This is a genomic window from Dyadobacter sp. OTU695, assembly GCF_038440355.1.
Taxonomy (GTDB): Bacteria; Bacteroidota; Bacteroidia; order Cytophagales; family Spirosomataceae; genus Dyadobacter.
In genome coordinates this window covers 152,805-165,975 of sequence record NZ_JASATN010000010.1, presented here as the reverse complement: position 1 = coordinate 165,975, position 13,171 = coordinate 152,805, and the positions used below count along the sequence as shown (strand labels likewise).

Sequence of the window (13,171 nt, the reverse complement as noted above, 5' to 3'; positions counted from 1 at the left end):
TATGGCGGAGAAAAAAGCATTTGTTTTGCGGATCAATCCTGATATGCTACGGGAACTCGAAGCCTGGGCACAGCAGGATTTCCGTAGTTTGAACGGACAGATCGAGTTTTTACTGAGTGAGGCATTGAAAAAACAAAGGCGCTCAAAATCAAAGGGAAACGACGGGGACGGTGTAAAAGACTAATTAAAATGTTAAAATTGCACTGAGTATATAGTTGTCGTACTAATTTTTAAAGCTCACATGAAGCAATTATTCAGGACACTTTCATTAACAATCCTCTCTTTTCAGCTTTTTGCGCAGATTCCCGACACATTTCAGTGGCTACCCGACGGCAGCGGCTATCGCGATGTAAGCGATGGCCAGATCGTGGAGGTGACATTGCCTGCCAACCAGGAAAAAGTGATCGTTTCAAGCGCACAACTTACGCCCCAGGGCGGTGCAGCCCTCCCGATCCGCAGCTATTCGATCAGCAGTGCGGGTGACAAGGTCCTGATTTATACCAACACCAAACGCGTTTGGCGGTATGATACCCGTGGAGAATACTGGGTAGCCGACCTTACGGGCAAAACCTTAAAGCAACTTGGAAAGGGATTACCGGAAGCCTCGCTGATGTTTGCAAAATTTTCGCCCGACGGCAAAAAGGTAGCGTATGTGAGCAAGCATAACGTGTATGTGGAAGACCTCGCGACCAATGCAGTGAAGCAGCTGACTACCGATGGCACGGATCGCGTGATCAACGGGACTTTCGATTGGGCCTACGAAGAAGAATTCGATTGCCGTGACGGTTTCCGTTGGAGCGGCGACAGTAAATCGATCGCTTACTGGCAGCTCGATGCGCGCAAGATCCGTAACTTTTTGATGATCAATACCACGGATTCGATCTACTCATTCAATGTACCGGTGGAGTATCCGAAAGTAGGAGAAACGCCTTCGCCCTATAAGATCGGTGTGGTGGACGTTGCTTCGGCACAGACGAAATGGATGAATATCCCGGGCGATCCGCAGAATACCTACGTGCCGCGTATGGAATGGTCGGGTATGCCGAACGAACTGGTAATCCAGCAGCTCAACCGAAAGCAGAATGAGAGCACTTTGTTCTACATCAATACGACGGATGGCAGTGCCAAGCCATTTTATACTGAAAAAGACGAAGCATGGATCGATATCAAAAGCCGCTGGGAGAGTGATCCGATGGGCTGGGATTGGATCAATGGCGGGAAGGAGTTTTTGTGGGTAAGCGAAAAGGACGGCTGGCGCCATACTTACCGCGTGAGCCGCGACGGTAAAAAGGAAACCCTCATTACTGCGGGAAATTTTGACATGATCAACCCCGTCCGCATCGACGAAAAGAACAACACATATTATTTTATGGCTTCGCCCGACAATGCGACGCAGAGCTATTTGTATAAAACGTCGCTGGACGGCAAAGGAACGCCGGTCCGCATTACCCCGGCCGATCAGGCGGGAACGCATGCCTACGACATTTCCCCGCTCGGGAAATTCGGCCGCCACCAGTTCTCGAACGCCAAAACATCGCCGCTGGTAGAATGGATTTCGTTTCCGAAACACGCCTCCATTGATCCAAACAACTCGATCGCACAGTCAAAAGACAAGATCAATTCGTCAAAAGCAAATATCGAGTTTTTCAAGGTTAAGACTGACGAAGGTGTCGAAATCGACGCGTGGATGGTGAAACCTACCAATTTCGATGCAAGCAAGAAATATCCGATCGTCTTCATGGTGTATGGCGAAGCTGCTGGAAGTACTGTAAGGGACGTTTGGGGAACCGGCAGAAACCGTTTGTATGCAGGCAGCATGGCTGATGACGGGTACATCTATGCTTCCATCGACAACCGCGGAACACCTTCTCCCAAAGGAGCTAAATGGCGCAAGGCGATTTACCGTAATATAGGCCGCATTAATATCAAAGATATGGATGGTGCTGCTATGGCCATGTTCAAGCAATTTGCATTCATCGACACAAGCCGCGTGGCCGTTCACGGATGGAGCGGTGGTGGTTCGTCGACTTTGAATTTGTTATTTCAATATCCACAGCATTTTAAAACCGGTATTGCCGTAGCTGCCGTGGCCAACCAGCTTACTTACGACAATATTTACCAGGAACGCTACATGGGCATTCCGCAGGAGAACCGTGAGGATTTTGTGAAAGGATCGCCGATCACTTACGCTAAAAATCTGCGTGGAAACCTGCTGTATATTCACGGGACCGGCGATGACAATGTGCATTACCAGAATGCTGAAATGCTCGTCAATGAGCTGATCAGGGCCAATAAGGTGTTCCAGTTTATGCCTTACCCGAACCGCTCGCACAGTATTTCAGAGAGAGAAGGTACTTCGCGGCATTTGCAGTCGCTGTTTACCGACTATTTAAAGAAAAATTGCCCTCCGGGAGCGAAGTAATGCTGGGGAAAATATTATGTGCAATCGGCCTGGCGGGATTGATCCCGCTCGGTTGTCTCGCGCAGGTGAGTGAGGGCACGAAGGTGGGAATTAACACAGGTACGGGCCTTAATGCGCCGAGATCCGGCGTTTTCTGGACCTCGCCAACCGAACAACCGGGCGTGATCGGTGATTTTTATATCGATTCACTGTGGCGTGATGGCGATGTGAAACTGATGAAGCCGATCGCGCAAATTGGCGGGCACGAATCAGACACGATCGCGGGTATCAGCATTCGCTACAATGTGCTTCGGGATGAGCTGGAAGTACTGGCCGACAAAGCGAAGAAAGACATTCGTGTGATCCGGGGGAGTCAGATCAAAAGTTTTAAAACCAATAATGGCCCCGGGGATATCGAATATATAAACCTGGCGGCTTATGATCCGAAAGGTGAGTCAAAGGGTTTAGGGGCTGTACTTGCTGCGGGCAGGGTTATGTTCGTGAAAGTGTATAAGCCGAGGATCATCAAACCGAGCTATAATCCCAGCTTTGGTACGGGCGAAAAGAACACGATTATTCGGCTTTCGGCAGCTTATTACCTGATTTCAGATGCCGCAGTGCAAAAGGTTAATCTGAGCAAGAAGAGCATTCTGCCCCTGATGGCAGATAGGAAGCAGGAAGTGGACCACTATTTAAAGGAACACGACCCGGACCTTAAAGACGAAACACAGGTCGCAAGCCTTATCCAATATTACAATTCCAAATAGAAAAAGCCTTCCGAAACTGCTCCGGAAGGCTTTTTTCTTTTATTAAACTCATTTACTTCCCATACAGCTTTTTAGCGGCCGGCTCATATTTGTCGCCTGCGCTCCATTGTGGGGCCGTTTTGCGGTCGGCGATCAACCGTGTCGCGTAGGTGTATGCCTGGCTGAATTTGAGCAGGTAGTTGAAATCGACGGTTTCAGGGTGGTCGGTTACCTGGTGATAGTTTTTCATAATATCCCCGTTGAACTCTTTGAAACCTGGTGTGAAGGTAGGTGCAGGAATGCCTTCCTTGGCAAAACTCACGTTATCCGACCGGTCAAAAAGGCCTTGCTCCGGTGAAGGATCAGCGAAGACACCCAGGCCGAATGCCTTGCACGCCATTTCGATTTCCGCGCGTGCACCGGTGCGATCGAGGCCCATTACCGAAACGATGGTAGTGTCATTATACCCTGCGCCATCGGAATTCATGTTGAAAATGCATTTGTTTAAAGGCATAATCGGGTGTGAAGCATAGTATTTACTGCCTAGCAAGCCTACTTCCTCGCCGGTCAGCGCTACGAGAACGATCGAACGTTTCGGTGGGTTCTTGGCCAATGCTTCCGCCGCTGTAAGCAATGCTGTTGCACCAAATGCATTGTCTCGCGCACCGTTGAAGATGCTGTCTTCAGGCGTGTAGGCCTGCCCGCCTTGCTTGCCTACCCCTACGTGATCGTAATGCGCGGAAAGGAGAACATACTCTTCTTTCAGTTTAGGATCGGTACCCGGAATATAGCCGGCGACATTATAGCTGACAATAGGCTTGGCAACTCTTCCCGAGGTTTTGAAAGTAACTTCTTTCACGGCGCGCAATGCACGCGCGAACCTGGCTTCCTTGCCGTTCACCCAGGCATGCGGGATCGATTTGGTGGCAGAACCCTCGGCTAATGATATTTTCTCACCTGCAAAAAACTTGCTTGCCACATTCCAGGGGATTGGCGCGTTGAAAAGCTCGATCACCGCGATCGCACCCTTATCGGCAGCGATTTTCCGTTTTTCGGCAGAAGTAGCAAAGATTTCGGAAGGCGTCTGCGTCTCCGGCGTTCCACTTTCTACCAATACAATTTTCCCTTTTACGTCCAGCCCTTTATAATCGTCCCAGCTTTTGGCTGCATTTTCCAGGCCGAAACTTGCATATACGATTGGCGCTTTCAAATCCACCGCGTCGCCGGCCATCAATATCCAGTCGGTACCGCTTTTCATGATTTCGGCATCCGCGGCGATCTCGCCAGCGCCATTAGCCCCCATTTTTTCGAAGGGTACGCGCTGGAAATAGCTGGATGTACCGCTTTCGGTGTTACCCGGAACAGGCACGACTCCCATTTTGCGGAACTGCTCGGCAATGTAGCGGGCGGCTACGAAATTGCCCTGCTCGCCGGTGCGCCTGCCCATAAGCTCGTCACCTGCGAGGAAGCGGATATGTGCCTCGGTTTCGGATTTTTTGATTTGAAATTCAGGTAGTGAAGAAGTCTTTTTCTGCGCATCGGCGGGAAGGGTAAAGGACAGACCGAGCGGTATGAGTAGTAATGATAGTTTCATGACTGTTTTGTGAAGATTTTAAACAGAAAATGTGAAGACGTAAGTTAATCAGACATCTTCACATTGTGTGTTGGAGTAACCGGAATTCGCTACCGTTTATTAAGTATCACAGCTGCTTCCTTCGCGAAGTAGGTAAGGATGCACTTGGCGCCCGCACGACGGATGCTCGTAAGTACCTCCATCATCGCACGCTCGCCATCGAGCCAGCCGTTCTGTGCCGCGGCTTTCACCATGGCATATTCGCCGGAAACGTTATAGGCCGCGATCGGAATGTCAAAGTTCTCGTCCAGCAGGCGGATAATATCGAGGTAGGCTAATGCCGGCTTCACCATCAGCATGTCGGCACCTTCTTCAAAATCCAGTTGCGCTTCGAGCAATGCCTCACGCTTGTTGGCGGGGTTCATCTGATAAGTCTTTTTATCTCCGAATTTCGGTGCAGATTCCAGCGCATCGCGGAACGGCCCATAGAATGCGCTGGCATATTTGGCGGAGTAGGACATAATGCTCACGTCGGTGAAGCCGTGGGAGTCGAGATGTCGTCGGATGTGACCTACTCGGCCGTCCATCATATCGCTTGGCCCGAGAATGTCGGCTCCGGCCTTGGCCTGCGCCAGCGACATATTAGCGAGGATTTCGAGGGTGGCATCATTCAATATCCTGCCATTTTCAACAAGCCCGTCGTGGCCGTCGGAGCTGTATGGGTCCATCGCCACGTCGGTCATGATCACGAGTTCCGGAAATTGTTCCTTAATGGCCGTGATGGCTTTCAGGTAAAAGGTTTCTTCGTGATAGCTTTCCGACGCGAAGCGGTCTTTTTTACTTTCAGGATAATTGGGAAAAAGGTCGATGGCCCTGATCCCGAGGTCGGTCACTTCTTTGAGCTCTTCCAGCAGGTTATCCAGCGAATACCGGTAAATGCCGGGCATCGATTTTACCTCGGATTTCTGCCGCGTTCCATCCACGACAAACATGGGAAAAATGAAATCGGATACCTGCAAATTGGTTTCCTGAACCAGGTCACGCACTCCTGCGGATTTTCTATTGCGTCGGGGACGACGGGATAATTCGGTCATGATATTGGGCAGTCGGCGATCGGCTTTCGGCCGTCGGCTTTTTATAGAAGTTTATTGAGATACTTAGAGGAAAACCACGCAAAGAAACGCAGAGTTTCCCGGACAGCGCCTTTTTCGAAGACCTTAAACCCAAATTCCATCCTCCCTTTTCTCCCTCCTCCCATTCCTCTCTCTTCCTTCTTTACCCCACCATCAACTTAAAACCCTCCCCATGCAAATTCATGATCTGGATCGACGGGTCTTCGCGGAGGTATTTGCGGAGCTTGGTAATGTAAACGTCCATGCTGCGTGCATTGAAATAGGAATCGTCGCCCCAGATGGTTTTCAATGCAAAACTACGACTGATGGGTTGGTTGAGGTTTTGGCAAAAAAGGCGGAGCAGCTCCGATTCTTTGCTCGTAAGGCGTGCGGAATGCTCGCCGATGGATAATTGCTGGTGATTGTAATCGAAGGTATATTGGCCAATCCGAAATACTTTGGGGCCCTCTTGCTGGTCGGATTGCCGGGTATAGCGCCTCAAAATTGCCTGAATGCGCATAAGCAATTCTTCCCGGTCGAACGGCTTGGTGACATAATCGTCCGCCCCGACCCGGAAGCCCTGCATCGTATCTTCCTTCATCGACTTCGCCGTTAGAAAAATAATAGGCACATCACGCCCACTCATCCGTACCTCTTTTGCCAGCGAAAAGCCGTCCTTTTTGGGCATCATCACATCGAAAATGCACAAGTCATATTCTTTATCCACAAAATGCTGCCATCCCTTTTGTCCATCAGTAGCAAGGTCGGTAGGGAAGCCTTTATCGGTCAGATATTCCTGAAGAAGCATTCCGAGGTTGGCGTCATCTTCAACGAGTAAGAGATTGGGCATTTGGTAACAGGTAAATCGGTTAGGTGTGCAAGATACAATATCTGACCAAGGGGTGAGTAGGCCTATGAATAACAGAATTCAGGAAAAATTGCTGAATGGTTACATCCTGTGTAAATTAACCCGATAAAACTAGCGATCTTTCGTATCTATGAAACCTTCTTAATTCATAAAAAATGTTAAAATTCATCCTATGGGTCGCTGCGATCCTCGTGATCCTCGGTGTGGTTTACATTGCCGGCCCGAAAGTGCCGGGAGCACGCCTCACACCGGTTTTGCCTACTGTTACCAGTGACCTTGTGAAGCTGGAAGAAGAGATAAACCGTTCGGAAAAAGCTACGCCTCTCCTGAAACCGGACAATGAAGCACGCATTGTGTGGGCTAACGACAGTTTGAAGCAAAAAACAACTTACAGCATCGTGTACATCCATGGTTTCGGTGCGAGCTGGGCGGAGGGTGATCCGGTCCACAAAGACCTTGCGAAAAGGTACGGAGCCAACCTTTACCTCGCACGTATGTACGATGCCGGTATCGCCGATACCAATGCGTTCGACGACCTCACACCCGCGAATTTCCTGGCCGGAGCAAAAAGGGCACTGGCGATCGGGAAGGTTTTGGGGGATAGCGTCATTGTGATCGGGACTTCCGCGGGGGGCTTGCTTTCTGTTTACCTGGCCGCGACTCATCCGGAAATTAAAGGATTGGTGCTCTATTCACCTTGTATAGCTATTGCAAATCCTGCAATGAAGCTTGTGACGGGCCCGTGGGGTCAGCAGATTTTACATAAAGCGATGGGTACCCACAATATGGGCAAAGATTCCATTCCGGCGCAGGCGCAGTTCTGGTTACAGGGATATCATACCAATGGGTTGATGACTTTGCAGCAGATGATTGACGCTATTGCCCGGCCGGAGGTTTTTGCAGAGGTGAAAATGCCCGTTTTTGTGGGGTATTATTATAAAAATGAAGAGGAGCAGGATAAGGTGGTGTCGGTGAAGGCTATCCGCAAAATGTTCGAAGGGCTGGGAACGCCTGCGGGCCTGAAAGAGGAAAAGGCATTTCCGGAGACTGGCGACCACGTGATCGCTTCCCGGTTGCGATCGAAAGACGTAAAGAGCGTGTACGAGGCCACAGATCGGTTTTTTCAGGAAAAGCTGCATCTGAAACCAGTAGAAATGCCTGTTGCTCAGCCTTGAACGAGTATCCAAAAGGCGTCGCAGAGTGGCATATTGTGGTTTAAGCCGTTAAAAATGCTTTACTTTGCCGCCTTGAACGGACATCCGAATTAATTAACAATAAAAGGAAACATGGCTTACGGTTTATTAAAAGGAAAGAGAGGAATCATATCAGGTGCATTGGACGAGAACTCCATTGCCTGGAAAGTAGCGCTGAAAGCAAAGGAAGAAGGTGCGACATTTGTACTGACCAACGCGCCTATCGCGATGCGCATGGGTGCTATCAACGATCTTGCAAAGCAATGCGATGCCGAGATCATCCCTGCCGATGCTACCTCCCTGGAAGATATCGAGAACCTTTTTACCAAATCGACCGAGATCCTGGGCGGCAAAATCGACTTCGTATTGCACTCGATCGGTATGTCGCTGAACGTGCGCAAGGGCAGATCCTATGGCGACCTGAACTACGAGTGGTTCCAGAAAGGCGTGGATATTTCGGCGCTGTCGTTGCACAAGTTTCTGCAAGTAGCTGAAAAGCTTGACGCGATCAACGATTGGGGATCGGTTGTGGCATTATCCTACATTGCAGCCCAGAGAACGTACTCTTTTTACAACGATATGGCCGAGGCCAAAGCCATGCTCGAAAGCATTGCGCGGAGCTACGGCTACCGCTACGGAAAAGCCAAAAATGTGCGTGTAAACACGATTTCGCAATCGCCTACCAAAACGAAGGCAGGCTCGGGTATCGAAGGTTTCGACGCATTCTATGATTTTGCTGAAAAAATGAGCCCGCTGGGCAATGCTTCGGCAGACGATTGCGCAAACTACGCTATTACATTGTTCTCCGACCTCACCCGCTTTGTGACTATGCAGAACCTGTATCACGACGGCGGCTATTCATCAACCGGTATTTCCGAAGAACTGGTAACGATGATCCAGCAGCAAGCGCAGCAGCAATAACAGTTGGTTAAGCATTTAAGAAAACCCTTCAAGGCACGCGTTTTGAAGGGTTTTCTTTTTGTATTAAAATAAATGCGTATACACACCGTTTCGCGTTGTGTAATATTTGTGAACCAATTAGTTTAGCCAAATAATTTCCATTTATGAATCATCAGACCCATCACCCCTTTTTCAGCAAACTCGGGGCGCAGGTAAGCAGCCTGTTGCTCGCAGCCATGTTCCTTACATTATTCTCATGCGGAGGCGAAAAAGAAGCCACGAAGGAAGCGGCACCCGACGCACCTGTTTATACGCTCGTGTTCCTGGATAAAACCCAAAGCGTGCATGTCGACAAGCGTTATGTCAATGACAAATACCGCCAGGCGCTGACGGACATTATAGAGCAGAACATGAAGAACAAGGGCGATAAGCTGGAAGTCTATTTCATTCACGAAAACACCTCCAAAGCCCGCGCTTTGTCATTAACCGTTCGGAGTGAAAAGGATAATCTGGAAGGAGCGAATGCTACGGACCGTGAAGGCATTGAAACAGCCTTTCAACTCGCATTGCAGAAGGAGAAAAGCATATATCTACGTCAATTGCTTGCGAAGCTTAACCAGCAGAATACCGGCGCATCCAACCTCTCAACCGATATTTGGGCGAGCTTGCCTGTGATCGCTAAGGCGGGCGAAAGTGGTTCCGAGGTAAAAGTGTACTATTTCAGCGATATGGTAGAAAGCGTAAAAGGTGCCGACCGCCGCGATTTCCATATCAATCCGCCAAAAAGCGACGCGGAAGCAGAAACGGATGCCAAAGAAGATACCAAAAAGCTGCAACGTTACGCCATTGGCTCACCGCAGGTGACGATCGTGTCGCCATTCGAGCCCACTGCTTCGAGCAAGGAGAATAACCCGCACGTGACGCATTACTGGCAGACGTTGTTTCAGGAACTGGGCGGGGTAAGTGTAGAGGAACTTTGAGTAGGATATTATAGATTTTGAATGGCTTTCAGATTCTCGGCGTAGTCAAAAATGGCGCGAATGGGAATCTGGAAGCCGTCGATTGCAAAGCTTTTTACGTCAATGCTTGGAGCTTTAAGAATCAACTTATACTCTTCACCGACGAGGTGATACTGTTCGAGCGTTTCGTTCTCCGGATCAATGATCCAGTATTCTTCGATTCCGTGTGCCTGATAATCATCAAACTTTACACCGCGGTCGCGGGCTTCTGTCGATGTTGACAGTATTTCCACAACCAGATCAGGCGCCGGGAAAAGAGTTTGATCAGCTGAAAGCATCACGGCCTTCTCTTTACGAAAAAAGCAAATGTCTGGTTCGTAATCGTTTCTGGTCAATGTTATCATGATCTTTTCTATTCCAACAAAGCCCAGATCGTATTTGCTAACGTAAATGTTCATGAGCTGAGCCAGATTAAGCGAAGCTTGATTGTGCTTCATCTTGACCGGAGAGTGGACCACAATTTTACCATTAATAAATTCTACTTTCTCCTGCTCCGTAATGTCATTATAAAATTTCAACCGACGCTTCCGCTCTTCATCGAGCGCTTTCTGCACGGCGTCCAGCACCAGATATGCATCTGGCACATTCATGATTTCCGAGACAATACGGTTACTCATCTCTTTTGTCAAAAGTTGTGTTTCCAAATTTAATAAAGTTTAAGGTGAAAAGATAGACTAGTGCATGGTCATCCGGCCCAATTCTCCCGATCCAGGCTCCGGTACTGAATCGCCTCGGCTAAATGTTCGATCTTAATATCGTCGCTATCGGCCAGGTCGGCGATGGTGCGGGAGACTTTGAGGATGCGGTCGTAGGCACGCGCGGAGAGGCCGAGGCGCTCCATGGCTGTACGGAGGAGCATTTTGCCGGCTTCGTTGATAACACAGATCTGTTTGACCATTTCAGGCGTCATCATCGCATTGGAGTAGATTTCCTTATGATTTTTGAAACGCTCGGTCTGGCGCTGGCGCGCGTGGATGACCCGCTCACGAATGTCCTTGCTGCTTTCGGACTTCCGGGTTGAAGAGATTTGATCGAAGGATACGGGCGTTACTTCGACGTGCAGGTCGATGCGGTCGAGAAGCGGACCGCTGATTTTGTTGAGGTACTTCTGAACGACACCGGGGCCGCATACGCATTCTTTTTCAGGATGGTTATAATAGCCGCATGGGCAAGGGTTCATGCTGGCGATGAGCATAAAGTTGGCAGGGTACTCAACGGCCATTTTTGCCCGTGAAATACCCACTTTCCGTTCTTCTAATGGTTGCCGCATTACCTCCAGTACCGATCTTTTGAACTCCGGCAGCTCATCCAGAAAGAGTACGCCATTATGCGCCAGAGATATTTCGCCAGGTTGCGGATAACTTCCGCCACCTACCAGCGCAACGTCGCTGATGGAATGGTGGGGCGAACGGAACGGTCGGCGGGAAACTAACGTGGCTTCTTTGCCCAATTTACCTGCTACTGAATGGATTTTAGTCGTTTCCAATGCTTCCGGCAGGCTGAGAGGGGGCAATATGCCCGGAATGCGCTTCGCCAGCATGGTCTTGCCGGCTCCCGGCGGGCCGATCATAATGGCGTTATGTCCGCCTGCCGCACTGATTTCCAGTGCGCGCTTGATATTCTCCTGCCCCTGCACATGCTCAAAATCGGCTTCATAGTCGTTTTGAGAAGAGAAAAAGAGGTCGCGGGTATCTATGACAAGCGGCTCGATATCCACGGTTCCCTTGAAAAAGCCGATGGCATCCGCCAGTGTTCCGACGGCGATCACGTCGAGGTTGTTGACAATGGCGGCTTCGGATGCATTTTCGGCGGGTAGTACGATTCCTTTAAATCCCTGTTTACGGGCTTCGATGGCAATAGGAAGCACGCCCTTAATGGGCCGGAGAATGCCGTCGAGCGAGAGCTCGCCGAGGATGATGTAGTCTTCGGTATTGCGGATGCAAACCAGCTGATCGGAGCATTGCAAGGTACAAATGGCAATGGGCAGGTCGTAGGCTGAACCTTCCTTTCGAATGTCGGCAGGCGCAAGATTGACGACCAGTTTCTGGCGGGGCATTTTGTAGCCGAAATGCTTCAGGGAGGCTTCCACCCGCTGCTGACTTTCCTTGACGGCGCTATCGGCAAGACCGACCATGTAGAATCCCAATCCCTGGCCTACATTGACTTCGATGGTAATGATGGTTGCGTCGACACCGAAAACGGCGCTTCCGTAGGTTTTAGCAAGCATAAGTGTGTGCTTTGAGTAGTAGAAATATTTTAGGCAAAAATAGCAGGAAAAAGGATAAAGCAGGGAAACCGTCGGGAAGGCTTGCGCAACCGCCTGATCATTCCTAATTTATGAATCCAATTTATTGATCCGCATGAACCGTATTCTCCTGACCTTTTTACTGCTTACTGGCATTGCTACGTTGGCCTTTTCGCAAACCAAACGAAAACCTCTGAAAGGAAAGATCATTTGCATTGATCCCGGCCACGGTGGTACCGCTGCCACGGACAGTTACCGAGTGGGCCCAGGGGGTGAACGGGAGGAATGGATCAACCTGCGCGTTGGGCTTTTACTACAAAAAATGCTTGAAAAGAAAGGAGCAAAGGTGGTAATGACGAGGATCGAGGATGTTCAGGTGCCTTTGCCCGATAGGGCGAAGCTTGCCAATGACCGTAAGGCTGATCTTTTTGTGTCGATCCATCACAATGCAACTGCCGATTCGTCGGTTAACTTTCCGATCATCTATTTCCATGGAAATATGTCGGAGAATGTGGCCAGTGTGGATTTCGGCAAAGAGCTCGCCGCCAGATTACTTACGCATTTACATAAACCCGCTACGCCTGTTTCGCTGGTTTCGGATTTTACAATTTTTGCGGATGCCGGGGCATCAGTGCTCAGGAACACTTACGGCATACCGGCGCTTCTGGCAGAAGCATCGTTTTTCACAAATCCTTCCGAAGAGCAGCGGTTGAAACGGCCTGAGCATAACCAGAAAGAGGCAACTGCTTACACCGAAGCCATTATTGCGTTTTTTGCCAAACCTGTTGCCCCGATTGCCGCTAAAAACTCCAAGGTCCCCGTTATCCCGGCATTCAAAGTTTTTCAGGAAGCTGAGCGTATGACGCCGATCGCCAGACGCTGGCGGCAGGATTTTGAAGAGGGAAAAGTGTTCATGACTAAAAAGGATACTGCATTACTGAGGGAATCCTACGAGCTTTTCACACGTTCGGCCCGCTCTTTTCCCGACTCTCCAGTGGCTGGGCAATGCCATCAGAACCGTGCCGTCTTGCTCCGAAAACTCGGCAAGGCCGTCGAGGCGGGCCAGGAAGACCAGCGTTTCAGGGAATATTATGTGCCCGTCCCACCTAAATAG

Annotated in this window: 12 protein-coding genes; 7 read left to right on the top strand and 5 right to left on the bottom strand. The window is 49.8% G+C overall.

Annotation, left to right across the window (positions count from 1 at the left end; genetic code table 11):
* Position 1: 1 nt before the first annotated feature.
* From AAHB90_RS19260 to AAHB90_RS19250, 3 genes are read left to right on the top strand one after another with little or no spacing between them, the layout of a single operon-like run.
* Entirely contained in the window at positions 2 to 184 is a 183-nt protein-coding gene (locus AAHB90_RS19260) for an Arc family DNA-binding protein (protein WP_342086828.1), read from the top strand.
* Positions 185 to 241: 57 nt separating this feature from the next.
* The gene (locus AAHB90_RS19255) at positions 242 to 2,422 is read left to right on the top strand and encodes a S9 family peptidase (RefSeq protein WP_342086827.1); all 2,181 of its coding nucleotides are present in this window, start codon (positions 242 to 244) and stop codon (positions 2,420 to 2,422) included.
* Positions 2,422 to 3,168: a hypothetical protein gene (locus AAHB90_RS19250; RefSeq protein ID WP_342086826.1), complete on the top strand. Its 747-nt coding sequence runs from the start codon at positions 2,422 to 2,424 to the stop codon at positions 3,166 to 3,168. Before AAHB90_RS19255 ends, AAHB90_RS19250 begins: the two co-directional genes overlap by 1 nt.
* A gap of 52 nt (positions 3,169 to 3,220) precedes the next feature.
* On the opposite strand, the gene AAHB90_RS19245 is transcribed toward AAHB90_RS19250, so the two are convergent.
* From AAHB90_RS19245 to AAHB90_RS19235, 3 genes are all read right to left on the bottom strand, one after another.
* Positions 3,221 to 4,741: a M28 family peptidase gene (locus tag AAHB90_RS19245; protein WP_342086825.1), complete on the bottom strand. Its 1,521-nt coding sequence runs from the start codon at positions 4,739 to 4,741 to the stop codon at positions 3,221 to 3,223.
* Between the two features lie 89 nt (positions 4,742 to 4,830).
* On the bottom strand, positions 4,831 to 5,814 hold the full coding sequence (gene hemB, locus AAHB90_RS19240; RefSeq protein ID WP_342086824.1) for a porphobilinogen synthase: 984 nt from the start codon (positions 5,812 to 5,814) through the stop codon (positions 4,831 to 4,833).
* 181 nt (positions 5,815 to 5,995) lie between these two features.
* The gene (locus tag AAHB90_RS19235) at positions 5,996 to 6,682 is read right to left on the bottom strand and encodes a response regulator transcription factor (RefSeq protein WP_342086823.1); all 687 of its coding nucleotides are present in this window, start codon (positions 6,680 to 6,682) and stop codon (positions 5,996 to 5,998) included.
* 173 nt (positions 6,683 to 6,855) lie between these two features.
* Between AAHB90_RS19235 and AAHB90_RS19230 the strand changes: the two genes are divergently transcribed.
* From AAHB90_RS19230 to AAHB90_RS19220, 3 genes are all read left to right on the top strand, one after another.
* Positions 6,856 to 7,875, top strand: coding sequence for an alpha/beta hydrolase (locus AAHB90_RS19230; protein ID WP_342086822.1), 1,020 nt, complete (start codon positions 6,856 to 6,858; stop codon positions 7,873 to 7,875).
* Between the two features lie 111 nt (positions 7,876 to 7,986).
* Entirely contained in the window at positions 7,987 to 8,814 is an 828-nt protein-coding gene (locus AAHB90_RS19225) for an enoyl-ACP reductase FabI (protein ID WP_342086821.1), read from the top strand.
* A gap of 143 nt (positions 8,815 to 8,957) precedes the next feature.
* Complete coding sequence (locus AAHB90_RS19220) at positions 8,958 to 9,773, top strand: hypothetical protein (protein WP_342086820.1); 816 nt, start codon at positions 8,958 to 8,960, stop codon at positions 9,771 to 9,773.
* 8 nt (positions 9,774 to 9,781) lie between these two features.
* Here the strand turns inward: AAHB90_RS19220 and AAHB90_RS19215 are convergent, their stop codons facing one another.
* Both AAHB90_RS19215 and AAHB90_RS19210 read right to left on the bottom strand, forming a co-directional pair.
* On the bottom strand, positions 9,782 to 10,456 hold the full coding sequence (locus tag AAHB90_RS19215; RefSeq protein WP_342086819.1) for a Uma2 family endonuclease: 675 nt from the start codon (positions 10,454 to 10,456) through the stop codon (positions 9,782 to 9,784).
* A 41-nt stretch (positions 10,457 to 10,497) separates the two neighbouring features.
* The gene (locus AAHB90_RS19210) at positions 10,498 to 12,039 is read right to left on the bottom strand and encodes a YifB family Mg chelatase-like AAA ATPase (RefSeq protein ID WP_342086818.1); all 1,542 of its coding nucleotides are present in this window, start codon (positions 12,037 to 12,039) and stop codon (positions 10,498 to 10,500) included.
* A 133-nt stretch (positions 12,040 to 12,172) separates the two neighbouring features.
* On the opposite strand from AAHB90_RS19210, the gene AAHB90_RS19205 reads away from it, so the two are divergent.
* Positions 12,173 to 13,171, top strand: a complete 999-nt coding sequence (locus AAHB90_RS19205) for an N-acetylmuramoyl-L-alanine amidase family protein (RefSeq protein WP_342086817.1) — start codon at positions 12,173 to 12,175, stop codon at positions 13,169 to 13,171.